This is a genomic window from Sorangium sp. So ce117, assembly GCF_051524395.1.
In the GTDB taxonomy this organism is placed as follows: Bacteria; Myxococcota_A; Polyangia; order Polyangiales; family Polyangiaceae; genus Sorangium; species Sorangium cellulosum_B.
Genome location: NZ_CP150309.1, coordinates 1,086,673 through 1,111,620, shown reverse-complemented (window position 1 = coordinate 1,111,620; position 24,948 = coordinate 1,086,673). Strand labels below are relative to the sequence as shown.

The 24,948-nt window shown below is 69.8% G+C and carries 24 protein-coding genes; 12 read left to right on the top strand and 12 right to left on the bottom strand.

All coding sequences use genetic code 11. From position 1 onward, the window contains the following. Window positions 1-16: 16 nt before the first annotated feature. The gene (locus WMF46_RS04190; protein ID WP_437984412.1) at window positions 17-1,762 is read left to right on the top strand and encodes a CotH kinase family protein; all 1,746 of its coding nucleotides are present in this window, start codon (window positions 17-19) and stop codon (window positions 1,760-1,762) included. Between the two features lie 59 nt (window positions 1,763-1,821). Here WMF46_RS04190 and WMF46_RS04185 read toward each other — a convergent pair whose 3' ends face one another. Then, the gene (locus WMF46_RS04185; RefSeq protein ID WP_437984411.1) at window positions 1,822-2,244 is read right to left on the bottom strand and encodes a DoxX family protein; all 423 of its coding nucleotides are present in this window, start codon (window positions 2,242-2,244) and stop codon (window positions 1,822-1,824) included. A 97-nt stretch (window positions 2,245-2,341) separates the two neighbouring features. Further along, complete coding sequence (locus WMF46_RS04180) at window positions 2,342-3,244, bottom strand: LysR family transcriptional regulator (protein ID WP_437984410.1); 903 nt, start codon at window positions 3,242-3,244, stop codon at window positions 2,342-2,344. A gap of 413 nt (window positions 3,245-3,657) precedes the next feature. Between WMF46_RS04180 and WMF46_RS04175 the strand changes: the two genes are divergently transcribed. Next, window positions 3,658-5,028: a glycoside hydrolase family 15 protein gene (locus tag WMF46_RS04175; RefSeq protein ID WP_437984409.1), complete on the top strand. Its 1,371-nt coding sequence runs from the start codon at window positions 3,658-3,660 to the stop codon at window positions 5,026-5,028. A 54-nt stretch (window positions 5,029-5,082) separates the two neighbouring features. Here the strand turns inward: WMF46_RS04175 and WMF46_RS04170 are convergent, their stop codons facing one another. Beyond that, window positions 5,083-5,970: a transglutaminase-like domain-containing protein gene (locus tag WMF46_RS04170; protein ID WP_437984408.1), complete on the bottom strand. Its 888-nt coding sequence runs from the start codon at window positions 5,968-5,970 to the stop codon at window positions 5,083-5,085. Between the two features lie 335 nt (window positions 5,971-6,305). Here WMF46_RS04170 and WMF46_RS04165 point away from each other — a divergent pair, with 335 nt between their 5' ends. From WMF46_RS04165 to WMF46_RS04140, 6 genes are all read left to right on the top strand, one after another. Then, on the top strand, window positions 6,306-6,611 hold the full coding sequence (locus tag WMF46_RS04165; RefSeq protein WP_437297850.1) for an ArsR/SmtB family transcription factor: 306 nt from the start codon (window positions 6,306-6,308) through the stop codon (window positions 6,609-6,611). A 44-nt stretch (window positions 6,612-6,655) separates the two neighbouring features. Continuing rightward, window positions 6,656-7,132 (top strand): ArsI/CadI family heavy metal resistance metalloenzyme, encoded by a 477-nt coding sequence (locus WMF46_RS04160; protein WP_437984407.1) that lies wholly within the window; start codon window positions 6,656-6,658, stop codon window positions 7,130-7,132. Further along, a complete protein-coding gene (locus WMF46_RS04155; RefSeq protein ID WP_437984406.1) occupies window positions 7,119-7,835 on the top strand; it encodes an aquaporin in 717 nt (238 codons plus the stop codon). The genes WMF46_RS04160 and WMF46_RS04155 overlap by 14 nt, the downstream gene beginning before the upstream one ends. After that, window positions 7,832-8,242 carry a low molecular weight phosphatase family protein gene (locus tag WMF46_RS04150; protein WP_437984405.1) on the top strand — a complete coding sequence of 137 codons (411 nt, stop codon included), beginning with the start codon at window positions 7,832-7,834 and terminating at the stop codon, window positions 8,240-8,242. Before WMF46_RS04155 ends, WMF46_RS04150 begins: the two co-directional genes overlap by 4 nt. After that, window positions 8,239-8,679, top strand: a complete 441-nt coding sequence (gene arsN2 / locus WMF46_RS04145; RefSeq protein ID WP_437984404.1) for an arsenic resistance N-acetyltransferase ArsN2 — start codon at window positions 8,239-8,241, stop codon at window positions 8,677-8,679. Before WMF46_RS04150 ends, arsN2 begins: the two co-directional genes overlap by 4 nt. A 288-nt stretch (window positions 8,680-8,967) precedes the next feature. Then, window positions 8,968-10,053 carry an STAS domain-containing protein gene (locus tag WMF46_RS04140; protein WP_437984403.1) on the top strand — a complete coding sequence of 362 codons (1,086 nt, stop codon included), beginning with the start codon at window positions 8,968-8,970 and terminating at the stop codon, window positions 10,051-10,053. Between the two features lie 150 nt (window positions 10,054-10,203). On the opposite strand, the gene WMF46_RS04135 is transcribed toward WMF46_RS04140, so the two are convergent. The 4 genes from WMF46_RS04135 to WMF46_RS04120 all read right to left on the bottom strand — a co-directional run bounded on the left by WMF46_RS04135 (window position 10,204) and on the right by WMF46_RS04120 (window position 15,865). Next, on the bottom strand, window positions 10,204-11,046 hold the full coding sequence (locus tag WMF46_RS04135) for a carbohydrate ABC transporter permease (protein ID WP_437549617.1): 843 nt from the start codon (window positions 11,044-11,046) through the stop codon (window positions 10,204-10,206). After that, window positions 11,039-12,043: a carbohydrate ABC transporter permease gene (locus WMF46_RS04130; RefSeq protein ID WP_437984402.1), complete on the bottom strand. Its 1,005-nt coding sequence runs from the start codon at window positions 12,041-12,043 to the stop codon at window positions 11,039-11,041. The genes WMF46_RS04135 and WMF46_RS04130 overlap by 8 nt, the downstream gene beginning before the upstream one ends. After that, entirely contained in the window at window positions 12,043-13,401 is a 1,359-nt protein-coding gene (locus WMF46_RS04125) for an ABC transporter substrate-binding protein (protein ID WP_437984401.1), read from the bottom strand. The genes WMF46_RS04130 and WMF46_RS04125 overlap by 1 nt, the downstream gene beginning before the upstream one ends. A 211-nt stretch (window positions 13,402-13,612) precedes the next feature. Further along, window positions 13,613-15,865, bottom strand: a complete 2,253-nt coding sequence (locus tag WMF46_RS04120; protein ID WP_437984400.1) for a prolyl oligopeptidase family serine peptidase — start codon at window positions 15,863-15,865, stop codon at window positions 13,613-13,615. Window positions 15,866-16,256: 391 nt separating this feature from the next. Between WMF46_RS04120 and WMF46_RS04115 the strand changes: the two genes are divergently transcribed. The 3 genes from WMF46_RS04115 (at window position 16,257) to WMF46_RS04105 (ending at window position 18,588) form a co-directional block, all read left to right on the top strand. Next, window positions 16,257-16,523 (top strand): hypothetical protein, encoded by a 267-nt coding sequence (locus tag WMF46_RS04115; RefSeq protein WP_437984399.1) that lies wholly within the window; start codon window positions 16,257-16,259, stop codon window positions 16,521-16,523. A gap of 274 nt (window positions 16,524-16,797) precedes the next feature. Further along, entirely contained in the window at window positions 16,798-18,315 is a 1,518-nt protein-coding gene (locus WMF46_RS04110; protein WP_437984398.1) for a M20/M25/M40 family metallo-hydrolase, read from the top strand. Window positions 18,316-18,348: 33 nt separating this feature from the next. After that, window positions 18,349-18,588, top strand: a complete 240-nt coding sequence (locus WMF46_RS04105) for a helix-turn-helix transcriptional regulator (protein WP_437984397.1) — start codon at window positions 18,349-18,351, stop codon at window positions 18,586-18,588. On the opposite strand, the gene WMF46_RS04100 is transcribed toward WMF46_RS04105, so the two are convergent. The 3 genes from WMF46_RS04100 to WMF46_RS04090 form a co-directional block, all read right to left on the bottom strand. Further along, complete coding sequence (locus WMF46_RS04100; protein WP_437984396.1) at window positions 18,548-19,681, bottom strand: hypothetical protein; 1,134 nt, start codon at window positions 19,679-19,681, stop codon at window positions 18,548-18,550. The two genes, WMF46_RS04105 and WMF46_RS04100, sit on opposite strands and share 41 nt — an antisense overlap. An 89-nt stretch (window positions 19,682-19,770) precedes the next feature. Next, window positions 19,771-20,610 (bottom strand): hypothetical protein, encoded by an 840-nt coding sequence (locus WMF46_RS04095; RefSeq protein WP_437984395.1) that lies wholly within the window; start codon window positions 20,608-20,610, stop codon window positions 19,771-19,773. Continuing rightward, a complete protein-coding gene (locus tag WMF46_RS04090; protein ID WP_437984394.1) occupies window positions 20,607-21,539 on the bottom strand; it encodes an ABC transporter ATP-binding protein in 933 nt (310 codons plus the stop codon). Before WMF46_RS04090 ends, WMF46_RS04095 begins: the two co-directional genes overlap by 4 nt. Before the next feature lie 650 nt (window positions 21,540-22,189). Here WMF46_RS04090 and WMF46_RS04085 point away from each other — a divergent pair. Continuing rightward, the gene (locus WMF46_RS04085) at window positions 22,190-22,783 is read left to right on the top strand and encodes a hypothetical protein (RefSeq protein ID WP_044963911.1); all 594 of its coding nucleotides are present in this window, start codon (window positions 22,190-22,192) and stop codon (window positions 22,781-22,783) included. Between the two features lie 57 nt (window positions 22,784-22,840). Here the strand turns inward: WMF46_RS04085 and WMF46_RS04080 are convergent, their stop codons facing one another. Together WMF46_RS04080 and WMF46_RS04075 are read right to left on the bottom strand one after the other, a co-directional pair. Then, window positions 22,841-24,199 (bottom strand): FAD-binding oxidoreductase, encoded by a 1,359-nt coding sequence (locus tag WMF46_RS04080; RefSeq protein WP_437984393.1) that lies wholly within the window; start codon window positions 24,197-24,199, stop codon window positions 22,841-22,843. Further along, the gene (locus WMF46_RS04075; RefSeq protein WP_437984392.1) at window positions 24,196-24,903 is read right to left on the bottom strand and encodes a FadR/GntR family transcriptional regulator; all 708 of its coding nucleotides are present in this window, start codon (window positions 24,901-24,903) and stop codon (window positions 24,196-24,198) included. Before WMF46_RS04075 ends, WMF46_RS04080 begins: the two co-directional genes overlap by 4 nt. Between the last annotated feature and the right edge of the window lie 45 nt (window positions 24,904-24,948).

The following is a 24,948-nucleotide window of genomic DNA, read 5'->3' as shown; positions in this document are numbered from 1 at the left end:
AGTGGAAAATCATGCCATGGTCAAACGAGGGCGCTTTGCCCGGTTTCACCGTTCCATCTCGCTCGCCCTGATCTCGCTGAGCGTTGCCTGCGGCCAGGCACCGGCTGGCGACGGCCACGGCAACGGTGGCGGCAACGGCAACGGCAACGGCGGGGGCAACGGCGACGGCGACGGCACCGCGGCGCCTCCCCCCTCCCTGAACGGGGAGGTGTCGTTCTCCACGCCCAGCCAGACGTTCAGGGATCAGATCCAGGTGGGGATGTCCACCCCCATCGAGGGGGCCGAGATCCGCTACACGCTGGACGGGCTGCTTCCGACCGCATCCTCCACGTTGTACACGGGCGAGCCCGTGACCCTCACCGTCACAACGCAGGTCCGCGCGCAGGCGTTCGTGGGAGGCGCCGCGAGCGGCGCGGTGAGCACAGGCCTCTACATCGCGCGCACCTTCGACGCGACCTCCGATCTTCCCATCGTGATCATGGACGGTTACGGCATGGGCAAGCCGATGGACAAGGAGGTCTACTTCGACGCGGCGGTGATGGTCTGGGAGCCGGTCAACGGCGTCGCGTCGATCGCGTCGCTGCCCACGCTGGCGATGCGCGGCGGGTACCACGTGCGCGGTCAGTCGTCGCGGAACTTCCCGCAAACACCGTACAAGCTCGAGCTGTGGGGCAACGACGACAAGGACCTCGACTACCCGGTGCTGGGCATGCCCGCCGACTCGGACTGGGCGCTGATCCCTCCCTACTACGACCGCACGTTGATCCGCAATCCGTTCACCTACAGCCTCGGCCGCGACATGGGCCTCCAGGCGCCACGCGTCGAGTTAGCCGAGGTCTATCTGAACTACGACGCGCGCGTCGTCGGCGAGGCGGATTACCAGGGCATCTACTGGATCTCGGAGACCATCAAGAACAACAAGGTCCGCACCGATCTCAAGGGGCTCAAGGAGACGGACCGGGGACTGCCGGACATCAGCGGCGGCTACATCTTCAAGTTCGACCAGGCGGCCGCCGAGGAGCCGAAGCTCACCTGCACCGGGTCGGATCCCCTCCCATCGTTCAGCTTCGGCGGCGGCGGCGGTCCCCGTCCCGACGAGGGCGGCACGTGCTGGATCGATCTCGAGGTCGTGGATCCCGACCCCCTGAACGACGAGCAGGCGACCTGGCTGACGCAGTACATCCAGCAGTTCCACGACAGCATCCACCAGACGCCGATCGGCGATTACGCGTCGTACATCGACGTGCCGTCGTTCATCGATTACCTGATCATCAGCGAGCTGACGCTCAACGTGGACGCGTACGTGCGGAGCGCGTATTACTTCAAGGATCGCGATCAGAAGCTCAAGGCCGGGCCGCTGTGGGATTACAACTTCGCGCTCGGCGGGGTGGGCGCCCAGAGCGCGACGCCGCAATCGGAGAGCGACACCGGCTGGCGCTTCAGCGGCACGAGGAACGTCAACAACTGGTACCAGAAGCTCACCGCGGATCCGAGCTTCATGGCGCAGGTGAAGGCGCGCTACACGGCGCTTCGCCAGACGCACCTGTCCGAGGCCGCGATCGAGGAGCGCATGAACCAGCTGAGCGCGCCGCTCTCGCAGGCCGTGGTCCGCGACTTCGCCAAGTGGCCGGTGTCGAGCATCATCGAGTCGAGCGAGGGTTTCCTCGGCGGCCCCACCGCGCCGACGTGGGAGGGGCAGCTGCAGAGCATGCGCGACTTCCTGCGGGCCCGGCTCGCCTGGATGGACGCCAACTTGCCGTGACGCGGCGCGGGCCGCCGGCGCAGATCGCGCGGCCCTCCTCGACCGTGCGCGGCGAGGCGCTAGCCGCGCTGCAGCCGGCTCACGGAGAACGCGCCGTCGCCGAGGAGGGCCTGCGCGCCGAGCGCGATCATCAGGAAAGCGACGTACTCCCAGCCGCCCCCCTGGCCGGCGAACATCCAGCCGTTCGGCAGGTGCACGAGCAGCGCGCCTATCATCACCGGCAGGAGCAGGAGCGAGACAAGGCGCGTCCTGAGCCCGGCGAGGAGCGCCGCGCCGCCGAGCAGCTCGGCGAGAAACACGGGATACGCCGTCCAGCCCGGGAAGCCGCTGGCCGCGAAGAACGCGACGGTGCCCGGCAACGTGAACACGAGCGGCTTGGCGAGCGCGTGCGCCAGGAACACGGCGCCCAGCCCGAGGCGCAACATCAGCGCGGCCAGCTCGGCCGAGCGGGGAACGGAGAGGATCGTTTCGACACGGTTCATGGGTGATGCCTCCATGCCCCGAGGAGTAAGCCCCGGCGCCGCGCCACGGTAGAGCGCGCCCGGGAACGAATTGTTCTCCGGGGAGAACGATCTGCCGCTACGCCCACGAGATCCCGCGGAACGCGGCCGCCAGGTGCTCGATGAGCCGCCGCACCCGCGCGGGCGGGCGCCGGCCGGCCGCGTGCACCGCGTAGATGCCCATGGGCCGGGGCGCGAACGCGTCGAGCAGCGTGACAAGGCGCCCGGCCGCGAGATCCTCGTCGACCATGAAGCGCGGCAGCACCGCGAGGCCGATCCCGGACACGGCCGCCTCGCGGAGCGCCGTCCCGTTGCTCGCCGTCAGCGGGCCGGAGACGGGGACGGAGATGCGCCCGCCGGTCCCGTAGAAGCGCCACTCGTCCTCGACGCGCAGGTGGAGGTAGCGCAGGCAGTCGTGGTGCAGGAGATCCCCCGGCTGCTCGGGCCGCCCCCGCCGCTCGAGGTACGCAGGCGCGCCGACCACGTGCAGCGCCGTCGTGGCGAGCTGGCGCGCGACGAGGCTCGAGTCCTTGAGCTTCGTGATCCGGATGGCCAGGTCGACGCGCTCCTCCACCAGGTCGACGAGCCGGTCGTTCAGCATGAGCTCGACGTGCGCGCCCGGGCTCGCCCGGAGGAACCGCGCGAGCGGCTCCGCCAGGTACATCTGCGCGAAGCTGACCGGCGCGTTGAGCCGGATGCGGCCCCGATCGGCGTCGGACGCGCCCCGCACCGCGGCGGCGGCCTCCTCGAGCACACGCGCGCAGCGCGCATAGAGGTTCATGCCGGCGTCCGTGACGGTGAGCTTTCGCGTGGTGCGGACGAGCAGGCGCTCGCCGAGGCGTTCCTCCAGGCGCGCGACCCGGGTGCTCACCATCGACTTCGACACCCCGAGCTCCGCCGCGGCCGCCGTGAACGAGCGGCGCTCCACGACGCGCGCGAAGCACAGCAGGGCGGGCAGATCGTCGAAGAGCGGGTCGACCATGCGCCCACTGTGCGCGGCGGGGCGGATTGTTCGCAACAGCGAACATCCCGGGATCGGCGCCGCCCGCCACGGCCCGGCCAACGCGGCGCCGCGCGGCGGGCGGCCGGGGCCTCCTCGCGGAGCGCGACGTTCAGAGGAGACCAGGCGACGACGCCGCGACGCTCCGCTGGCCGCGTGACGCGGCGCGCGACCGCCGTACGCCTGCTCTCGACGCGCCGGCGCCGCCGGTCGTGGCGTCGCTCCGCGCGCGGGATCCCGGCACGACAGGGGCAAGCCCTGTGCCCCGGCATGCGAAGGGATAGCAACACGACGGCGTTCGAGCAGGGCCTCCCACACCACGTCGCCGCGATCGCGCGTAGCGCACGGATCGGCGCCCCGCTATAAAGGACCAACCACGAGAGAGAGGGGGTCCCATGGCCAGTTCATTCGGTTACCTGAGCACCAGCGTCGACGTCTCGTCCGTATCGTTCGACGCGATCAGCAAGTACATGCAAGTGCTCCTCCTGCGGAACATCGCGACGGGGACCTGGGTCTTCAGCAAGGGCGCGATGCAGTCCGTCAAGGGGTGTGTGCTCGCGTCCCCGTCCCTGCCGGACGACAGGGGTCAGACCGACCAGGACTATGTGCACCACTGGATCCGGGACGCGGCCATCTGCATTCCGGAGGCGCTCGACAACCCGGTCTTCACGGCGCGGACAATCTGCGAGGATTACACGATGTTCTCGGCGCTGTGCCAGGAGAACGCCGAGCGAGCGAGCAGGTTCGCGCTGGCGTGCTTCCACATCGACGGCACCGTGCGCGACAACTGGACCTCGCAGACGGACGGCCCGGCGCACCGCATCCTGTCCCTCCTCGCCATCGAGGATCGGCTCTCGCTGCAGGCGCTCGCCACGGCCAGGTCCATCATCGAGAAGGACACCCGGTACCTCCTCTCGGCCTACAAGGAGCAGACGCACAACCTCTGGGAGGAGACGGCCGGGTTCAGCTTCTATGCCCGCTCCGTGCAGCGAAAGGCGTTCCTCTCGCTGATCAGCCGCGCCGACGAGCACGGGCTCTCTCCGTACATCAACGACATGTGGGCGGCCGCAGAGTGGCTGGGCAGCCAGATGGCGACACACCAGGGCACGTACGACGGACAGCCGTACTACGCGTCCATCACGGGGCCGAACGGCAGGCCCGCCGAAGGCAGGGGAGCGACGCTCAACGTGGATGTCGTCATGTCGGCCATCTACGGCTCCACGAACTGCGCGGACCCGGTGCTGCTCTCGACGGCCGCGCTGGTGCGCGAGGCGTTCACCCAGGGCGACCGGCGGTACCGCATCAACGACGCCGATGCGGCGCTGCCTCGGAGCAGGGGGCCGATGATCGGGCGGTACCCCGAGGACACGTACGACGGCAACCTGTCCGATCAGGGTCCGGACGCCGGTCACCCGTGGGCGCTCACGACGTGCAACTTCGCGGAGCTCTACTTCATGCTCGCGGCGAAGATCAAGAGCTCCCCCGGCGCCGCGCTCGTGAACGCCACGACGCAGAAGTTCTTCGCGCAGGTGGGCGTGAGCGATCCCGCCGATCCGGACATCGCGGCGAAGCTGATCGACGCGGGCGACAGGATGCTCGAGGCGGTGATCTACCACTCCGATCGCCTCCAGCTGAGCGAGCAGTTCGATCGCGACAACGGGTACGAATGCAGCGTGAGCGATCTGAGCTGGAGTTACGCGACCTTCCGGAGCGCGGTCAGGGCGCGCGAGGCGGCCGTGGGGGATTTTCCGAGCCGCCACGGGTAGCCGGAGCGCGGCGCGCTCGTGCGAGAGGGGCCCGGCGGCGAGGCTCGACGCAGGTCAGGTCAGCGCGTTGTCCTGACGGTTGAGCACGGCGTTGAAGACGACCGCCGGCACCCGCAGGCGCTCGTCGCCCTCGTAGAGCTGGCGCAGCTCGGCGAAGCGCGCGTCGGGTGAGCGGGTGATCGCCGCCAGCCGGTCGAACAGCGCGAGCTGGTCGTCCCGCAGCGGCTCGTCGGGTCCGATCATCGGACCCCAGTCGTCCCACGGCAGCATCTCCATGTTGTTGAGCGCCGCGAGATCGCGCAGGACGTTGCCGCTGATGAACCAGAGCCCGCGCATGTCGAACATCCCGAACTTCGACGGATCGGCCTCCCCGGCGCGGCACTGCGCCCAGGCGTCGCCCGCCACCACGAAGCGGCGGCGCGGCACGTCGAGCACATCGAAGTCGGGCTTCAGCGCCGCCCGCTGAACGTCGTCGATCTGCGCGTCGACGAGGACCCAGCGCTCCTCGGCAGCGTTCCAGTGCTCGCAGACCCAGTGGTCCACGAAGTCGCCGGCGTGGAAATAGCCGCCGAAGCCGCAGCGGGCGCGGGCAGGGATCCCCTTGGCGCGCAGAAAGGCCACCAGGAGCACCGTGAAGTCACGGCAGGAGCCGACGAGGCGCGTGTCGAGCGGCCGGGCGGCGGAGAGCGGCCGATCGTCGTGGGCGAAGAGGCGATCCAGCCTCCGGTCCGTCGGGCGGAGGTGGGACTCGGCGCGGCGCTCGTCCGAGAGCTCCACGCCATAGGCCTGCGCCCAGTGCACGTGCAGCAAGAGGCCTTGCACGACGCGCACGAGCGAGGCCACGTCGCCCGGCAGCTCGTCGAACCGGGGTGCGTGCGCGCCGCCGGACGTCATTGGCGCGGGGCGCGTGTAGAAATCGAGGATCTCTCGGGTGATCGTCATCGTTCTCTCTCCACGAGGTCGGCCGTCCGGGGTGGTGATATCACTCGCGCTGAGGAATTTCACTTGAAGGCTGGTTGGCGGGAAGTCCTCGGGTTCGCCCTCGACAGACGGCCCGCTGCGCCGTCCAGGGACGTGGGCGCGGCGCGGAGAGCTCGGGCGGCTCGACTGCCCAGCCGAGCCCATGGCCACCGAAAAGGCCTTGTCATCGCGCGCTGGGGTTCCCTCGATCCGGACGAACACCGCGCAGGGCGCGGTCCGAGCGGCCGCTTCGACCACTTCTATTTTTTTGGAAGAAACCCCTTGCGCCAGTACTTCTAGATCCGTAGAAGTAGTGCGTGCCCTCGACACTGGAGCGTCACGCTGAACAACTGGCCGCGCTCGGTCACCCCGTCCGCCTCGCGGTTCTGCGCTTCGTGGTGCAAGCCGGCGCCGACGGCGCATCCGCAGGCGAGATCCAGGCGCACATGCACATGCCTGCATCCACGCTGAGCCATCACCTGAAGCGGCTCGTCGACGCCGGCGTTCTAAGGACGCGCGGAGAAGGAACGTTCCACTACTACAGCGCCGACTACGCGGCGCTTCGCGGACTCACGGACTACATCTGGGAGGACTGCTGCAAGCGCGGGAAGAGTTGCTGTTAATTTTTTTCTCCACTATTTCTAAAAATTTGGAAGGAGTACCCGAGATGAACGTCCTCAAGCCTCACGTTTCGCTGAACATCTCCAACATCGATGCCTCGGTCGCGTTCTACGAGAAGGCATTCGGTGTGCGCGCCGCGAAGCGTCGACCTGGCTACGCCAAGTTCGACCTTGCGTCGCCTGCCCTCAACCTGACGATGCAAGAGGCGCCGCGCACGGGCGTGAACGCGAGCCATTTCGGCATCCAGGTCGCGAGCACCGACGACGTGCTCGAGGCCAAGCGCGCCTTTGAGTCGGCCGAGCTCAAGACCTTCACGGAGGAGAACACCGCGTGTTGCTATGCGGTGCAGGACAAGGTCTGGATCGAGGACCCCGACGGCAACTCGTGGGAGGTGTTCGTGGTGAAGGGCGACGCGGACGTGATGGGCAGCCAGCCTGCGAAGAGCGAGCCTGCGAAGAGCGAGGCGGCGTGCTGCGCGCCTGCCTGCTGCGCCCCCGCGAAGCTCGGCGATGCAGCGCGCTGATCTCACCCGAAGGGCCGTCGCCGAAGCGCTCGGGACGGCCCTCCTCCTCGCGACGGTGGTCGGGTCGGGGATCATGGCGGAGGGCTTGGCCGGTGGCAACGCAGCCATGGCGCTGCTCGCGAACGCGATCGCCACGGGCGCTGCGCTGGTCGCTCTCATCCTGACCCTGGGGCCCATCTCCGGCGCGCACTTCAACCCCGTGGTGACCGTGGCCGACGCTTCGCAGGGCGGCCTTCCTTGGCGCGAGGTGCCACCGTACGTGCTCGCCCAGGTCGCCGGCGCGTTCGCTGGGGTCGCCGCAGCAGACACGATGTTCAATTTGCCGGTCTTCTTCGTGTCGAGGCACGTCCGTACAGGGCTGTCGCAGTGGTTCAGCGAGTTTGTCGCGACGTTCGGTCTGCTTGCGGTGATCTGGGGATGCTCGCGTCGGCGCTCCGAGGCGGTGCCGCTCGCCGTGGGTGCGTATATCACCGCCGCATACTGGTTCACTGCATCGACTTCGTTCGCGAACCCTGCGGTCACCGTCGCCCGCGCCGCGACCGACACGTTCGCCGGCATCCGTCCTGTCGACACCCCGGGCTTCATCGTCGCCCAGGTCGCCGGCGCCGCTGCCGCGACAGTGTTCTTCCGCTGGCTGGTGCCAAACCTGCCCCAGCGCGCATCCGATGTCGTCGTTCCACGGGAGGAGGCCCGCACGTCATGACAACCACACCAAAGCTGATCCTCTTTGCCTGCATCCACAATGCGGGCCGATCGCAAATGGCCGCAGCATGGTTCAACGCCCTGGTCAACCCCTCGAAGGCGCGCGCCATCTCCGCCGGCACCGAGCCCGGCTCGCGCGTTCACCCCGAGGTGCGCGAGGTGATGCACCAGGTCGGGATCGACCTGTCCGGGTCGACGCCGCAGAAGCTCACGCACGCGCTCGCAGCGGACGCGCACCTGCTGATCACGATGGGCTGCGGCGAAGCTTGTCCGGCCGTCCCAGGCCTGCGCCGCGACGACTGGCCGCTGGAGGATCCGAAGGGAAAGCCGCTGGAGCGCGTCCGTGCCATTCGCGACGAGGTGAAGGCGCGCGTCGAGGCGCTCATCGCGGCTGAGGGGTGGAGTTGAACGACGGGAAGATCGAGCCGGCTGCGTCGGGCGATCTCGACGTGGTTCGGGGGCTCCTTCTCCGCGCGGAGCTACCGACGGCCGGCCTGCTCGACCAGTTCCCCGCCGCGTACGTGGTCATGCGGCGCAGCCTGGAGCTCGTCGGCGTAGCTGGGCTCGAGACGTACGGGCGAGTTGGCCTGCTGCGCTCCGTGGCCGTGGTGCGGACGCTTCACGGGCAAGGGTTCGGGCGGGCTCTCGTCGCCAACCGCATCGATGCGGCGCGGGTGGAGTCGCTCGAGGCCGTCTACCTGCTGACCACGACCGCTGCGGACTATTTCCGGGCGCTCGGCTTCGCCTCGACGCCGCGCGAGGCGGTTCCAGCCGACCTCGCCGCCTCCCCGGAGTTCGCCGGCGCCTGCCCGGCCTCGGCAGCCTGCCTGCTGCTCCGCTTGTGAGGCCAGGAAGCCGCGCAGCTTTAGCTCCTGGGTCCGCTCCTCCGGGCGGAGTCAGGCTCGGTCCTCGGACGCCGCCGTGATGGCGACGCCCCCCTCTTGCGCGCTCTGAAGAAGGATCGACAGCGCGACCTGGGTCGAGAGAAACACGCCACCTTCCTTCAACGAGCCCTTGCAGCGTGCGGCGCTGGACAGCCCGGCGCCGCTCGGGGAACACTCGGGCATATGGGACACGAGGGGGACGACGATAGCGCTCAGCTGGCTCGCCGCCTGGAGGCGATGGAGCAGGAGATGGAATCGCTGCGGGCGGACGCAGGCAGATGGCGCGCGCTGATGGCGGCGCGCTGCCTCAGCGTGTCGATCCACCAGCCCGTCGGCAGGACCCACGCCGTCAACGCCGGCTGGGAAGCGCTCTGGCGGGCCTCAGCCGAGGAGTTCTTGCAACTGAACTACAACATGCTGGAGGACCGGCAGCTCACCGAGAACGGGATCATGCCGCACGTCGAGCGGTTCTTTCGCGGCGAGGAGGTCGCGATCCCGCCGATCAGCTACGACACCGACCTTGTCGAGGAGCTCACGGGCAAGAAGGGCGGCGCGGTGTGGGTCTGCTCCTTCGGCGTGCCGGTGCGCGACGCCGGGGACGGCTTCGAGGGCGTGCTGTTCCAGTTCGCCGTCCCGGAGGCGGCCGAGATCCAGCACAAATACGAGGCCCTGATCGAGGAGCAGCGGGCGCTCCAGGCGTCGCTGGAGGCGCGGAACCGGGAGCTCGAAGAGACGGTGCGGGTGATCGCGGCGCAGCGGGACGCGATCCAGGCGATGAGCGTCCCGGTGATCCGCGTCGCGGACGGCGTGCTCTGCCTCCCCATCGTGGGCATGATCGACGACGCGCGGGCCAGCGCGCTCCTGGAGCGCCTGCTCGAGGCGATCGCCGCGCAGCAGGCGGCTCAGGTGCTGCTCGACATCACCGGCGTGCCGGCGCTCGACGCCCGGGCCGCCGCGCAGCTCGTCGGGGCGGCGTCCGCATCGCGGCTGCTCGGCGCGTCCTGCACGCTGGTGGGCGTCTCGCCCGCGCTGGCGCAGACGCTTGTCGAGCTCGGCGTCGACCTCGGCGGCCTCGACACCGCGGCGACGCTGGCCGAGGGGCTGACCCGGGCCCTCGCCGCGCGCCGCGGGGCGGCGCAGCGGAGCGCGGCGTTCGCGGCGCAGCGGAGCACGAAGGTCGCGGCGCACACGCCCGAGCGAGGCGAATGGGGAGAGGCGCATCGGCCGGCGGCGCTGCTCCGTGGAGAGGCGCATCGGCCGGCGGCGCTGCCCCGTGGAGAGGCGCATCGGCCGGCGGCGCTGCCCCGTGGAGATGCTCCGTTTCGCAAGCGGTGAGCGCTCGCCCGGCCACAGCGAGCAGCGCGGCGGGCGGACCCATGCCCTGCTGTCCACCACCAAGCCGTCGAGCGCTCGCAGCGGCGCCGTCGCCTGCGCCCCGGCGAGCCCCTCCAGGCCGGCCGGAGGCGACACCCTCCTCCCGACCGGTCAGGTCTTCACCGCGCCCGCGGTGAGGCCCTGGACGAGGTAGCGCTGGAGCAGCAGGAACCCGGCCACCACAGGCACGCTGACGACCACCGAGGCGGCCATCACCTGGTTCCAGTAGATGTTCGACTGGGTCGCGTACCCCTGAAGCCCCACGGCGAGCGTCCGCCCCTCGTCGCCCGTGAGCACCGAGGCGAACAGCACCTCTCCCCACGCGGTCATGAAGGCGTAGATCGCGACCGCGACCACGCCCGGCTTCGCCGCCGGGAGCACCACGCGGAGGAGCGCGGTGAGCGGCCCGGCGCCGTCCACGAGCGCGGCCTCGTCCAGCTCGCGCGGGATGGTGTCGAAATACCCGGCGATCAGCCAGATCGAGAACGGCAGCGAGAACGTCAGGTACGTGAGGATCAGGCCGAGACGGGTGCCGTGCAGCGCGAGGCCGGTGGCCCTCTCGATCGAGACGAAGAGCAGAAAGAGCGGGAGCAGGAACAGGATCCCGGGGAACATCTGCGTCGACAGCACGGTCGTGAGGAACGCGCGCCGGCCCCAGAAGCGGTAACGGCTCACCGCATAGCCGGCGAGGATCGCCAGCGCCACCGAGAACACCGTCGAGGCGGCCGCGACCACGGCGCTGTTCACGAAGTACCGCGCGAGCGGCACGGTCCGCCACATGTCGATGAACGGCTGGAGCGTGACCTCCGTCGGCACCCAGGTGAAGGGCCCCTGGACGTCCCGGAGCGGCTTGAGCGCCGAGATCAGCATCACGTACAGCGGCGCGACGGTGAAGGCCGCGAGCCCCGCGAGCACGCCGCGCCGCAGCCACGCGACCCACGCGGCCTCACGCATGGCGCGCCCCCCTGCCGGTGACGAGCAGGTAGCCTGTCGTGACGACGAGCAAGAAGGCCACGAGGAGCATCGACATCGCCGATCCCAGCCCGAAGTTCCAGGTGATGAAGGACGCCTGATAGACGTGGATCGCGATCACGTCGGCCTCCGGCGGCGCCGCCCGCCCGAAGAGCGTGTAGGGCGTCGTGAAATCGTTGAAGCTCCACAGGAAGAGGACGAGCAGCAGCACCTGGTTCACCGGCCGGAGCATCGGGAGCGTGATCGACCGGAACCGCGTCCACGGGCCGGCCCCATCGACGCTCGCCGCCTCGTAGAGATCCGCCGGGATCGCCTGGAGGCCCGCCGTCACCGTCAAGAACGCGAACGGCCACGTCCGCCAGATCGCCACGACCACGAGGCTCAGGAAGCTGTTTTCGCCGAGCAGCCAGAACGGCCGCTCGTCCAGGAGGCGGAGCTGATCGACGAGGACCGTGTTCACGATGCCCGTGTCGCGCTGCAGCATGAAGCTCCAGGTGATGACGCCTGTGAAGATCGGCATGGCGAACGGCACAAGGAACAGCGTCCTCAGCGCGGCGCGGCCGCGGAACGGCTTCTGCAACGCGACCGCGGCGGCCGTCCCGAGGAGCCACGAGCCCGAGACCACGAGGACGCTGACGGCGACCGTGATGAAGAAGGAGCGAAGGAGCTCACCGCCTATCGGAGAGCCGAAGTCGAACGCCGTGCGGTAGTTGGAGAGCCCCGCCGGCGGCGCCCTCAGCCAGTTGCGGATGAACCGCTGCGTGAGCTGGAGGAAGCTCATCCACGCGCCGACCAGCATCGGGACGATGTGAACGGCGAGCTCGGCGACGAGCGCGGGCAGCAAGAGGACGTACGGGAACACCCGTGGCCAGCGCGCCGGCGAGGCCGCGCGCCGCCCCGCGGCGCCGGTCGCCGGCGGGGCCGCCCCGGCGAGGCGCGGCGCCTCCCCGCCTGCGCCTCCCGCGCCGCCCTCGCCCATTACTTGCCGCTCGCCATCTGCTGGTTGGCCTTGGTCAGCCTGGCGCGGATCGCCGCCTCGTCGACCGCCTTGCCCGAGGCGGCCTCGGCGAACAGATCCCTCATCGCGGTGCCCACCAGCGCCTCGAACTGCGCTGTCTCCTCGATCATCGGCATCGACTCCGCCGTCTCGGCCAGCACCCTCTGGAAGACCTGGGTGTTGGCGCTCCTGAAGCGCTCGTCGGCGTAGGCCTCCGTCACGACAGGCAGGCTGCCGAACACGCCGTTCAGGATCCTCTGCTCCTCGGGGCTCGTCATGAACTGGACGAACTTCAGCGCAGCGTCCCTGTTCCTGGTGTCCTCGAAGACGGCGATGTTGATGCCGGCCACGTGGCTGTTCACGCGCTTGCCGCTCCCGGGCAGCGGATCGGGCAGCGGGATCGGCGCAACGCCGTAGGCGTCTCGGGCCATGCCGTTCTGCTCGATCGGCGCCTGGGCATAACTCTGGATCATGAGCATCGCCGCCTTGCCGGAGGTGAACGCCCTCAGGATCTGCGGGTCGTTGGCGTACTCGGCGTCGCTCGGGTTCACGACCTTGTGGACGCCGAGCAGGTCCACGTACTGCTTGACGCCGGCGACCATCTCCGGGTCGTCGAACCGAGGCTGCTTGCCGTCGAAGATCCTGGCGCCGTGCTGCCGGCCGAACATGAACGCGAAGTGCGCGTTCTCGGTGTAGCTCGCGCCCATGATGGCGAGGCCGTAACGGCCGCTCTTCGGGTCCGTGAGCTTGGTCGCGACCGCGACGAGCTCCGCCCACGTCGCCGGCGGCTTGTCGATCCCGGCGTCGGCGAACATCTTCTTGTTGTAGAAGAGCCCGTAAGCGAGCCCGTAGAGCGGCACCGACATGGGGGGCTGGCCCGGCGCGCCGGTGGCCGACATGCTCGCCGGGATGAACCGGTCCTTGCCGCCGATCCTGGCGAGCGCGGCGTCGTCGAACGGCAGGAACGCTCCGGTGGCTTGCAGCGACGCAGACCACGAGTTGCCGATGTTGAGGACGTCGGGGCCCTTGCCGCTCGACGTGGCGCCCAGGATCCGGTTGAGCAGATCCGACCAGGGGATGACCTCGAGCTTGACCTTGATCCCGGTCTGCTTCTCGAACTTGGCGAGCTCGGGCAGCAGGACCTTGTTGTCTTCTTCCACGCTGGGCGCCTGATTGCTCGCCCAGTACGACAGCGTCACCGGCTCGGACGCCGGCGAAGCCGACGCGGCCGACCCTGACGGCGAGGGAGACGGCGCGTCTCCCCCGCTCTTGCCGCACGCGGCGGCTCCGACGGCGAACAGGGCGAATGCGGCTACGGCCTCGATCGTGCGTGACGTCACGGTGACCCCTCCTCCCACTGAAGATTCACACCCCGTCGCTCGGGCCGCGCGAGCCCAGGCAGGCTACCGGCGCAAACCACCTCCAGCGCCGGGCGCAGGACGTGCCCCACGACCTGCAAGAAGCGCGCGCGAGCAAAGCACTTAATCGGTTCAGAGTCAACGGCCGTGAGCGTGCGGCGCGCCCCGGGCGGGGGCGGCCGCGGCCGTTCCATCACCGGGGCGCCGCGTCGTCCTTGGCGGGCGGGGCGCCGAGCCCGAGCTCCTTGAAGAGGAACGCGAACACGTCGGCTTGCTCCTCGATCTCCTCGGAGAGCGGTGTCCCGGCCCCGTGGCCCGTCGAGCCGCTCGCCCGGAGCAGGATGGGCGCCGGGCCCGACGAGGCCGCTTGCATCCGCGCCGCCATCTTCCGCGAGTGCCATGGATCCACCCGCGGGTCGTTGGCGCCGGTCAGGAACAGGGTCGCCGGATAGGCGGCCCCGTCCTTGACGTTGTGATACGGCGAGTAGGCGTGAAGGGCCTTGAACTGCTCCGGGTCCTTCACCGTGCCGAACTCGGTCACGTTGAACGCCCCGTTCGGCGTGAGCTCCACCCGGAGCATGTCGTAGATACCGACGTGCGACACGACCGCCTTGACCATCTCCGGGTGCTGCGTGAGCAGCGCTCCCATCAGCAGACCGCCGTTCGAGCCGCCGCGGATGGCGAGCCGCGCCGGGCTCGTGACGCGCCCGTCGATGAGGTGCTGCGCGCACGCCGCGAAGTCGTCGAAGACGTTCTGCTTCTTCGTCAGGTTGCCGCCGCGGTGCCACGCCTCCCCGAACTCGCCGCCGCCGCGCAGGTTGGCGATCGCGACCACCCCTCCCTGGTCGAACCACAGCCGCCAGAGCGGGTTGAACCCGGGAGCCATGCTGATCCCGTAGCCGCCGTATCCCGTGAGCAGCGCCGGCGCGGTCCCGTCGAGGGGCGCGCCCTTCCGGCGCAGGATGTTGATGGGGACCTTGGTCCCATCCTTCGAGGTGCACGCCTCCCTGGCGACCTCCACGTCGGCATAGGAGACAGGGGCCGTCATCGCGAGCGCCGTCTTCGTCACCTTGCCGTCCCTGGCCGAGTACGCGAACCAGGCCGCCGGCTCGGTGTAGCTCACGCCGCGAAAGAGCATGTCGTCGCCCTGCGTGCGCACGAGCTGCCGCACCGAGGAGACCTGCGGGATCGGCACCGTCCCGAGCGCCTTGCCCTTCAGATCGAAGACGCGGACCTGCGACGGGCCGCCGAGCAGATCGCGGACGTAGAGCCGCCCTGTCGTGGGCAAGAAGTCCTGGATCACCGCCTCGCTCTCGGGCACGACGAGCTCCGCCCTGGCGAGATCCAGCTTGCCCGGCGAGAGGCGCAGCACCTTGCCGCGCGGCGCGTCCTTGCGCGACAGGAGGTAGAGCCGGTCGTCGGCGCCGAACACGACACGGATGACCTTGTCGCGCAGGTCGGCGAAGCGCGTCCACTTGCCCGAGGCGTCGAGGAGATAGTGCCAGTACTCGCCTCCATCGCCGTTCTGCACGCTGGCGAGCACGAGCTTGCCGTTCTCGCTCGTCGTGAGCTCCACCTCGGCGATGCGGGGGAATTCCTTGCCGAGCGCGTACCTGTCGTCCTTGTCCGGCGTGCCGAGCTTGTGGAAGTAGATCTGCTGAAAGAAGCCCATGTCCTCTCGCGGGCGCTCCCCGGGCCGAGGGTGCCTTGTGTAGTAGAACCCCTTGCCATCGCCGGTCCACGCCAGGCTGCCGCCCGCGGTGCCGCTGTTCGCGTAAGGGACGGTGTCGCCTGTCTCCTTGCCCGTCGCCACGTCGTAGACGCGCACGGTCCCGCTCTCGGTGCCGCCTTCGGACAGGGAGACAGCCACCTTCTTGCCGTCGCGCGACGGGACGAACCAGTCGATGGCCGTGTGCCCTTTCGGGTCGATGACCTCTGGATCGACGAGGGTCCGCGCGGAGGCGGGGTCGTTCACGGACCTCAGGACGACGAGGAAAGGCTGCTGCTTCGGCGGCTGGTCCTTGAGCGCGAAGATCTGCCCGCCGGCCTCGTCGAGCGCGTAGTGGTTCGCGGAGGTCGCCGACAGGATCTCCTGCACGCGCGCCCGGATGGCGCCGCGCGCCGGCACGGCGTCGAGGGTGCCGCGCGAGAGCTGGTTCTGCTCGGCGACCCAGCGCTCCACCTCGGGGGAGCTCCCGTCCTCCAGCCACTGGTAGTCGTCGACGACCCGGGTGCCATGGTACTCGCTCGCCACGGGCCGCTTCGCGGTCGCCGGATAAGGAAGCCGCCCCGGTCCGGAGGGCGCTGCCGGCGCGGCGTGCGGCGGCGGGGTCGCGGCGGCCGGGGACGCGGCCGGCTTGTCCAGCGGCCTCGACGCGGGGGCGCTGCACGCCGCGAGCAGCGGCAGCGCCAGGGTGAGGGCGGAGGTCGTACGCAGGCGGTTCATGTACCCGACGCTAGCCGGCGACAGGGCAGTCACGGAAGAGGGCGAGCGCCGTCGCGATCCTGCAACCGTGCAAGCCGGCTCCTCGCACAATCGAAACCCAGCCGATCGGCGCCCGAGACATAAGTAGGGGATTTTCCGAAGGGTGTACCTGGTACGGAGAATGCTTAGTCTGGGACCAGCTCCGCCGGCGGCCTCCGCCTAATCCCCCGAGGCGCCCGGCGGCGCTGCTATTTTGTCCTCTTGATTTCGAGCAGCCGCTCTGGTCGCGGCGCCTCGATGGTTGAGCCCGGTGGGCGCCGGCGTCCCTGCATCGATGGCAGAGGTCGCCCAGGCCCCCTGGGCCCCCGGGCACCGCGAGAGGCGCGGCGCCGTTCCTGCTACCGTGCGCCGCATGGCGACTGACGGAAACGAAGGGACGGCTGCGAATGGCGAGGTCAGCGAGGTGGACGAGAGCGTCCTGAGGGATCTCGAGTCGAAGTACGCCGACGTGGCTTGCCCGGTGCACGGCGAGCCGCCGAGCTTCGAGCTCGCGCCCGACGGCTCCGTGGTCGAGCGCTTCTGCTGTCCAGCGCTCCTCTCGATCGTCCGCGAGCTCCAGGTCGCCGCGGGCGAGCGCCCTCCGCCTCCAGAAGGCGAGGACGAAGAGGTCAGAGGCTAGTTCCACCCACGGGAGTCCAGCCAGGGATCCGGGGGAGAGATTTCAACGCAAAGGCGCAAAGGCGCAAAGGCGCAATAATGAACAAATATCATGCCTTTTTGCGTCTTTGCGTCTTTGCGCCTTTGCGTTAAATCTCTCTCCTCTCGCGAGGCAGAGCCCTGGCAGGATCTCCGACCCGCGGAGCGGATTCCGCGTCACCGGAGCTCCTCCCCCGTGAGATGCCACGAGGCGGAGGGAGGACCGTTCCCGGCCGGCGCGCTTTAAGCTGCGCGCCATGCTGGACATCGATCGCCGCACGTTCATCACCGGCGCCGCGGCCTCCGGACTGCTCGCCTCGTTTCCCCGCCTCGCCAGGGGCGCGCGCGACAAGGCCGTCGACCTCTCGCCGGTATACGACAAGATCACCGAGCACCGGAGTCAGTCGATCGAGCGCATCCAGCGCTGGATCCAGCAGCCGTCGATCTCGGCGCAGGACGTAGGCATCGCCGAGTGCTGCGACCTGACGATGGAGCTCCTGCGCGACGCCGGCTTCGGAACGGTCAAGAAGATGAAGACCGACGGGCATCCGGGCATCTTCGCGACGCTCGACGCCGGCGCGAAGCAGACCATGGGCTTCTACTTCATGTACGACGTCCAGCCGGTGGAGGAGAAGGAGTGGTCCTCCCCGCCCTTCGCGGCCAGGCTTGTCGACAAGGCGGACGTCGGCAAGGTCATCGTGGGGCGCGGCGCGGTCAACCAGAAGGGACCGCAGGGGGCGTTCCTGGCCGCGCTGCACGCGGTGCGGGCCGCCGGCTTGAAGCTGCCGGTCAACCTGGTTGTGGTCGCCGAAGGGGAAGAGGAGCTCGGCTCGCCGCATTTCTCGCAGGTGGTGCGGAACGATGACGTGATGAAGGCGCTCGCGAGATGCCAGGGCGTGATGATGCCGGCGGCGGACCAATCGCTGTCGGGCACGGTCAACGTCGTCCTGGGCGCGAAGGGCATCGTCTACGTCGAGCTGGAGGCGAGCGGCGACGCGTGGGGGCGCGGCCCGCGCGACGGGGAGATCCACTCCAGCATGAAGGTGGTCGTCGACAGCCCGGCCTGGCGGCTGGTGCAGGCGCTCGGCACGCTGGTCTCGGCGGACGGCAACGAGCCGATGATCGACGGCCTCACCGACGCCGTGCGCCCGGTCTCGAGCCAGCAGAAGAAGCTGCTCGACGACCTGTCGGCGCGCTGGGACGACGCCGACTGGAAGAAGGTCTTCGGGGTCGACAGGTGGGTGAACGACCTCGACGAGCGCGCCATGCTCGAGCGCTACGTCTCGCGCCCGTCGGTGAACATCGACGGCCTCTACGCCGGCTACATCGGCGAGGGCTCCAAGACCATCCTGCCGCACCGCGCCTTCGCCAAGATGGATATCCGGCTGGTGCCGGACATGACCGCAACGGACGTGCTCGCCAAGCTGCGAAAGCACCTCGACAGGCGCGGCTACAAGGACATCGTGATCAAGAACATGGGCAGCTACGACCCGACGGACACCGCGCTCGAGGCGCCGCCCATCCAGACCCAGCTCGCCGTCTACAAGGCCGCGGGCCTGGCCCCGGTGATCTGGCCGCGCCTCGCCGGCTCCTGGCCCGGCTACCTCTTCACGGGAAAGCCGCTCGAGCTCCCCGCCGGCCACGTCGGCCTCGGCCACGGCTCCGGCGCCCACGCCAAGGACGAATACTTCGTCATCGAGCCCGCCGCCGGCAAGAAGTACCTCGGCCTCGACGGCGCGACTCGCTCCTTCGTCGATTTTCTGTTCGCTCTCTGAAGCCCTCCGAGCTCCTGATAGCGCTACTCGTCGGTGACCCCGCACCAGTACCGCATCCGGCGGCGCCTTGATCTGGCCAAGCAGCTCCTGGCGGCTGGGCATCACTCGGTGACCGACGTGTGCATGGAGGTCGGGTTCTCCAGCCTCGGCAGCTTCAGCGCGCTGTTCGCGCAGCGGATCGGCGTGCCGTCGTGTCGCCCAGGGACGAGCGGCTCGCGAGGCATTGCGCGCGTCACCGCGGCGGCGCTGGCTCGGGCTCGGGCTCGGCCTTGATGTCGCGCTCCGGATCGCGCCGGTCTCGACGGCACGGGCCGAGGTTCTTCAGCAGCTCGACGGGCAGCGCCACGTCGACCGAGAAGCGCCCCTCCTCCGGCTTGCTCGCCCAGGGAGGGCGCCGCGCCTGCGTCTCCACCCGCGCGTGATCGAGCAGCTCGGCGAGCTCGTCATTGTCTTCGCGCATCGCGTTGAGCCGCCCCATGGAGAGCGCGGCGCCGAACAGCTTCGACAGGTCCTGCATCTCCTGGCCGGCGGGGCCGGCGACCTCGGCGACGACGGCGACATCCTCCGAGGCGTCGACGTGGATCTCCACCCGCTGGACGGTCTCCCGGATCCGCTCGGCGAGCTGGCCCTGCTCCGACGGCAGCATCTTCGAGAGATCGTCGGGCGAGAGCACTCCATAGACGTCGCTGTAGGCCTGGTATTCCTGAAGGATGGATCCCTGCGCGGGATCGGTCGATTCGAGCCGATCGATCGCGTCCTCGACGAGATCGGGCTCGGCGCGCGGGTTCAAGATCAGGACGTCAGGCCCCCACGTCGCGATGCCCCTGCCCGAGTCCTTTTCCTCGTAGAGGATGCCTCTCTCCCCGTACGTCCGCGTGGACCATCGCTCGCGCTCGAACCTCGCGCCCTCGAACGATCCCTGGAGCACGATGAGCCCCGTGCTCGACGCGGCGATGCGCTCCACGTCCTCCAGCACGTCGATCCCATATCGGTCCTTCAAGCGCGCGAAGCCGGCGCGCTCGTCGCCGCGCGACAGCATGCAATCGAGCCAGATCTGCATGATCGGCGACTCTTTGAGCGCCTCGATCTCGAACACCATGGCCGAGCGCTTCGGATCGGTGGGCAGGGCGGCGAGCACCGGGTCGCGCTTCCATTGCGGCGCTTCGACGCCGGGCGGCGGGGCAGACAGCGGCGGCAGCGTGCGCCGACGGCTGGCGCGCTCCACCTCTGCCGGCTTCGGATAGCGCGGAAACTCGATCTTCCGGGGCCGGACCGTCGGCTTCTCCTTGTCACCGCGCGACATCAGCCACGCGGCGAGCGCGAGCAGGACCATCGCCGCCGCGAGCCACACGCCCCGCTTCTTCATCGGTCTCATCGGGTCGTCACCCCCACCCAGGCGCCGCGGAGCTGCCGATGTCGATCGCTCACCGCCTCGTCCAGCATCGCCTCTCCACCCTAGAAATCCTTCTCTTCGAACACGTGGACGCCCACCGCGAGCGCGGCCAGGCCGAAGAGGAGCAGCCCCGCCACCTGGCTGGCGAGCACATCCCCCTTGATCGCCGTCGCCACCGCGATATCCGCCGACGCGTCGGCGAGCGCCGACACCCGCGGCAGCACAAGCGTCGCCGCGCGGAAGGCCCCGCGGGCCAGGCCAGGCTCGAAGAACGAGTCGAGCTGCTCGCGGTACCCCGCGACGATGCCGAGGATGAACAGCGCGATCCCCACCGCCGCGGACAGGGCGGCGCTCCGCACCATCACCGCGGTCGTGAGCATCGCCCCGTAGATGCCGGCGAACGTCACGCTCGCGAGGAGCGCCGCCACGATCGGGCTCGCCATCCACACGCCCGCCCTCAGCCCGAAGATGACCGTGATCCCGAGGGCGCCGTACAGCGTGCTGACGAGCGAGAGCGCGAGCACGCCGAGGAACGTGCCGAGCAGGAGCTCGAACCGCCGCACGGGCAGCGAGAGCAGGTGCTCGATGCGCCCCGGCGCCAGCAGGCTCGGGCCGAAATCGGCGCAGGAGACGATCCCGAACGCGAGCCCCCCGTAAAACAGCACGTACGCCAGCGCGCGGCCGACGTAGCGGAGCGCGACGTCGACCGAGCGGATCTCGCCGCGGCCGAGCTCCTTGCCGAAGAGCCGCGTCGCCGCGAGCGCGCCGTCCACCACCTCGAGCTGCAGCGCGCTCCCGATCACCACGAGCGCCATCGTGACGCCGAGCCCGAGGGCGAGGAACCACCGCCGCGACGAGGCCTCGCGCAGGAGGTCGCCGGCGACGCTCAGCGCCGCCCTCACGCCGCACCTCCGCGGGCGCCGCCAGCGCCCAGCGCCTCCGCCAGCACGTCCTCCAGGTCGCGCAGGTCCCGCGACAGCTCGACGAGCAGGGCGCCGGCGCGCCGCGCCTCGTCGAGCGCCTCGTTGAGCGCCGCGGGGCTCTCGGCCTCCAGGCGCCACCCGCCCTCCCCGTCGATCGCGCGGAACCCGAGCGCGGCGAGCCTCGCCGCGTCGGCGCCGTCCGCGAACCGCACGCGGTACGCCGTCTCGCTGCCGCACAGCTCGACGAGCGCCCCCTCGCGCACGAGCCGCCCGCCCGCGAGGATGCCGATGCGGTCGCAGATGCGCTCGGTCTCCGACAGGAGGTGCGAGTTCAGGAACAAGGTCGCCCCCCGCGCGCGCTCTTCGCCCAGGATCCTGCGGATCTCGGCCCGACCGAGCGGGTCTACGCCGTCGGTGGGCTCGTCGAGCACGAGCAGCTCGGGCTGACCGAGCAAGGCCGCGGCGAGCCCGAGGCGCTGCCGCATCCCCTTCGAGAACCCGCCGATCTTGCGGTCCGAGTCGACCCCGAGCCCTACCCTCTCGACCAGCGCGCGCAGCGCGCCCTCGCCCGGCGAGAGGCCCTTCATGCGGGCCACGCTCGCGAGGAACTGCCGCGGCGTGAACGCGCTGGGCAAGAAGAGCCGCTCCGGCAGGTACCCGATCCTGGCGCGCACACCCGGGTCCTCCGGCTCGCCGCCGAGCACGCGCACGGCGCCGCTCGTGGGGCGCACCACGCCGAGCAGCGTCTTGATGAACGTCGTCTTGCCCGCGCCGTTGAGGCCGATGAGCCCGAACGCGGCGCCGCGCTGGATGGCGATGTCGAGGCCCGCGAGCGCCGTCTGTCCGCCGCTCCGGCGGAAGAAGCCGCGGTAGACCTTCCTCACGGCGGACGCTTCGATGGCCAGCACGGCGGCGTAGTCTGGCCGGCCGACCGCCGCACGCAAGCGGAATGCCCGGGGCGAGGGAGAGCGGGGCGGGAATCTTTCCATCGCGACGGCGCGACCAGGCGCGCGCCGAGTCGACCTCGAAAACACAGGTCCAGAGCAAAACCCATCGTGAGGGAGCGGGAAGTCCAGACGCTCCGGAGGCGTTCCGGCCCCATCCTCCGCCCGCGGGCAGCGTCAAGCGCCAAGGAGCACGTGGTTATGACAGACCATGTCCGACCGGGTCCACGCCTCGATCACACCCCGACCTCTCCAGTTCTCCACAGGGGTTCTCCACAGGAGATCCCCTGGAGAACAGCTGGATTCTGTCGATTACCTTTGCCGCGCGCGCCTCCTCTCGTCATGGCCACTCGCGCGGCAAGGAGGGGCCCCGCGCCGCCGGGGGAACCGCGCCCGACCACACGCGTAAATACTCGTAATTACAAACATTTTTCGACAAGCGGCGCGTCCGTCCGCCCTCGACAGGTTGGGACAATGTCCGTCCGACCGATCCCTTTCCTGACGGGTCGAAGATGACTATCCATGGTAGACACCAAGGACGCGGCGCGACGGCGTGTCTCTCGTACGACGCGTGTCAGTGGCGCGCCCGAATGCTTCGTTTTGCAGGAGACTTCATGGAAAAGATCTCGCTCACGTACTTTGTCGACTTCGTCCTCAAGGCCGGGACGCCCAAGCTGACCGGCGTCAGGGAGTTCAAGGAACGGAAGGACGAGCTCTACACGGACTTTTACAGGCAGGTGCGAGAGGCGATCGTCGACATGCACAGGAGCGGAAAGCCCACCAGCGTGCTCGACGGCTTCCTGGCCGCGCAGCACGACGAGCGGCGCCGCCGCATCTACCCGTCGGTGGTGAATGGATATCGCAAGTTCCTCGCCTCGGCGAAGATGACGTGGTTCGAGCCGCCGGCGTCGACGTACCGCCTGGGCGATCTCGAGATCAACGTCAATCCGGAGCTCGGGCTCGTCATCGACGGGACGCCCCACGTCATCAAGATGTATTTCCGCGGGGAGCCGCTGTCGTCCAAGCGCGTCTCGGTCGTGCTGAACCTGCTGATGAACGGGCTCGCGGAGAGCACGCCGGGCGGCGCCTTCGCGGTGCTCGACGTGCGGAACGCCAAGATTCACACCTTCAAGGTGCCGAACCCGCGTCTCAGCCTGCTGCTCCGCGGCGAGGCGGCCTCCTTCGCCACCATCTACACCGGGCTCTGATCGCGGCGGCGCCGCGCAGCGCGAGGCGCCGCCGCGCTGCGCGGACATCACGCCACGTCAGCCGTCGATCACCTTTCCGGGGTTGAGGATGCCGCCCGGGTCGAAGGCGTGTTTGATGCGGCGGTGCAGCTCGAGCGACGCCGCGCCGAGCTGGCGGGCAAGGAAGCCGCGCTTGAGCGTGCCGACGCCGTGCTCGCCGGTGATCGTGCCGCCGAGCTCGAGCGCCTGAGCCATCACATCGTTGAAGGCCGCGACCGCGCGCGCCTCGGCCGCGGCGTCGCTTCCATCGAACACGACAAGAGGGTGAAGGTTGCCGTCGCCCGCGTGCGCCACCGTCGCGATGGTGGTCTGCGTCGCGGCGGCGATCGCCTCGATTCGACGGAACATCTCCGGCAGCTGCGGCAGCGGCACGGCGACGTCGTCGACGAGCACCGTGCCGAGCTCCGCGAGCGCCGTGAGCGCGAGGCGGCGCGCGGTGAGCATCATCTGCCCTTCGCTCTCGTCGTCGGTGGTGGCGACCACCGTCCCGCCGGCGGCCTCGCAGGCCTCCTGCATGCAGGAGAGCTCGGCGGCCCCGGGCGCGTCGCTCTGCGCGATCAGCATCGCGGCAGCCTCGGTGTCGAGGCCGAGCGGGCGGTAGCGCTCGACGGCGCGGAGGGTCGTGCGGTCCATGATCTCGAGCATCGACGCGTCGACCGACCGGACGATCGCCGCGACCGCCCGGCCCGAGGCCTCGAGCGAGGTGAACGTCGCGACGAGCGTGGTCGCCGGCGGGGGCCGCCGCCGCAGGCGCAGCGTGATCTCGGTGATCAGCGCGAGGGTGCCCTCGGAGCCGACAAGGAGCCGCGTCAGATCGTAGCCCGCGACGTCCTTGCGGCTCCGGCCGCCCGTGCGGAGCGCCGTCCCGTCGGCGAGGACCGCCTCGAGGGCGAGCACGTAATCGGATGTGACACCGTACTTCACGCAGCACAGGCCGCCGGCATTGGTGGCGACATTGCCGCCGAGGGTCGAGACGGCGTAGCTCGACGGGTCGGGCGGATACCACAGCCCCCGTTCGTGCGCGGCGGCCTTGAGCTCGCCGTTGAGCACCCCCGGCTGGACGACGGCGAGCATCGCCGCCTCGTCGATCGCGAGGATCCGGTTCATGCGCTCGAAGCTCAGCACCACGCAGCCGTCGCTGGCGGTCGCCCCGCCGGCCACCCCGGTCCCGGCGCCGCGCGGCACCAGCGCGGTGCGGTGCCGGGTCGCCCACTGCGCCAGCGCCTGCACCTGGGAGGTCGAGGCAGGCCGCGCCACCGCGACCGGCCAGCCGCCAGGCGCCCAGAGGGCCTGATCGCGGCGATAGCCCTCCAGGATGTCCCGATCCGTCACCAGGCCGTCGCCCAGGATAAGTGCAAGTTCGTCGAGCGGGTTCATGTGCCGTAGAACTCCGAGAGGTGCGCCCTGAGGAGCGTCGCTGCCGACTTCGCGTTACCGCGCTCGATCGCGCGCAGGAGCGCCCGGTGCTCCTCGACCACCCGCGGGCGGATCGCCGCGAACGAGCGCGGCCTCAGCGCCTCTTCGAGGTGGAGCCGGATGCTGTCCTTGACCGCGACCATCACGAGGGCGAGCGCCTGGTTGCCAGAGGCCGCGACCAGCGCGACGTGGAATGCGATATCGACGTCGTGGAACTCGGTGGGCGAGATCTGCTCCCGCTCCATCGCCTCGAGCGCGGCGCGCGCCTCGTCGAGGTGAACTGCGACAGGCGCCGCCGCCGAGCGGGTCATCGCGGCGGTCTCGATCGCGACGCGCAGCTCGATGAGGTCCGGGAGCGACACATTCCGGAGCTGGACCACGTGGGTGAGCGCCTCGCAGAAGCGGTCGACCGCCGCGTCAGGGCTCGCGGCCTGCATCGGCGAGGTCCGGCCGCGCGACGCGAGCAGCCCCTGCGCCTGGAGGTGGCGGAGCGCCTCGCGGATGGTCGCGCGGCTGACCCCGAACTGCTGCGCGAGCTCGCGCTCGGGCGGGAGGCGCTCGCCTGACGACAGCGAGCGATTGAGGATCGCGTCGCGGATCTGATCGGCGACGTCGACGTAGATCGCCGAACGGGACACCGTCCGGAAGCGGGGCGAATTGGTCATGCTGTCAGTTGGTCAGACCAACGTACCGGCGACAATCCTCGCCGT

Coding starts and splice junctions, on each gene's coding strand:
- WMF46_RS04190 (WP_437984412.1), top strand. CDS start 17: ATGGTCAAACGAGGGCGCTTTGCCCGGTTTCACCGTTCCATCTCGCTC.
- WMF46_RS04185 (WP_437984411.1), bottom strand. CDS start 2,244: ATGAACCGTGTCGAAACGATCCTCTCCGTTCCCCGCTCGGCCGAGCTG.
- WMF46_RS04180 (WP_437984410.1), bottom strand. CDS start 3,244: ATGGTCGACCCGCTCTTCGACGATCTGCCCGCCCTGCTGTGCTTCGCG.
- WMF46_RS04175 (WP_437984409.1), top strand. CDS start 3,658: ATGGCCAGTTCATTCGGTTACCTGAGCACCAGCGTCGACGTCTCGTCC.
- WMF46_RS04170 (WP_437984408.1), bottom strand. CDS start 5,970: ATGACGATCACCCGAGAGATCCTCGATTTCTACACGCGCCCCGCGCCA.
- WMF46_RS04160 (WP_437984407.1), top strand. CDS start 6,656: ATGAACGTCCTCAAGCCTCACGTTTCGCTGAACATCTCCAACATCGAT.
- WMF46_RS04155 (WP_437984406.1), top strand. CDS start 7,119: ATGCAGCGCGCTGATCTCACCCGAAGGGCCGTCGCCGAAGCGCTCGGG.
- WMF46_RS04150 (WP_437984405.1), top strand. CDS start 7,832: ATGACAACCACACCAAAGCTGATCCTCTTTGCCTGCATCCACAATGCG.
- WMF46_RS04140 (WP_437984403.1), top strand. CDS start 8,968: ATGGAATCGCTGCGGGCGGACGCAGGCAGATGGCGCGCGCTGATGGCG.
- WMF46_RS04135 (WP_437549617.1), bottom strand. CDS start 11,046: ATGCGTGAGGCCGCGTGGGTCGCGTGGCTGCGGCGCGGCGTGCTCGCG.
- WMF46_RS04130 (WP_437984402.1), bottom strand. CDS start 12,043: ATGGGCGAGGGCGGCGCGGGAGGCGCAGGCGGGGAGGCGCCGCGCCTC.
- WMF46_RS04120 (WP_437984400.1), bottom strand. CDS start 15,865: ATGAACCGCCTGCGTACGACCTCCGCCCTCACCCTGGCGCTGCCGCTG.
- WMF46_RS04115 (WP_437984399.1), top strand. CDS start 16,257: ATGGCGACTGACGGAAACGAAGGGACGGCTGCGAATGGCGAGGTCAGC.
- WMF46_RS04110 (WP_437984398.1), top strand. CDS start 16,798: ATGCTGGACATCGATCGCCGCACGTTCATCACCGGCGCCGCGGCCTCC.
- WMF46_RS04100 (WP_437984396.1), bottom strand. CDS start 19,681: ATGAAGAAGCGGGGCGTGTGGCTCGCGGCGGCGATGGTCCTGCTCGCG.
- WMF46_RS04085 (WP_044963911.1), top strand. CDS start 22,190: ATGGAAAAGATCTCGCTCACGTACTTTGTCGACTTCGTCCTCAAGGCC.
- WMF46_RS04080 (WP_437984393.1), bottom strand. CDS start 24,199: ATGAACCCGCTCGACGAACTTGCACTTATCCTGGGCGACGGCCTGGTG.
- WMF46_RS04075 (WP_437984392.1), bottom strand. CDS start 24,903: ATGACCAATTCGCCCCGCTTCCGGACGGTGTCCCGTTCGGCGATCTAC.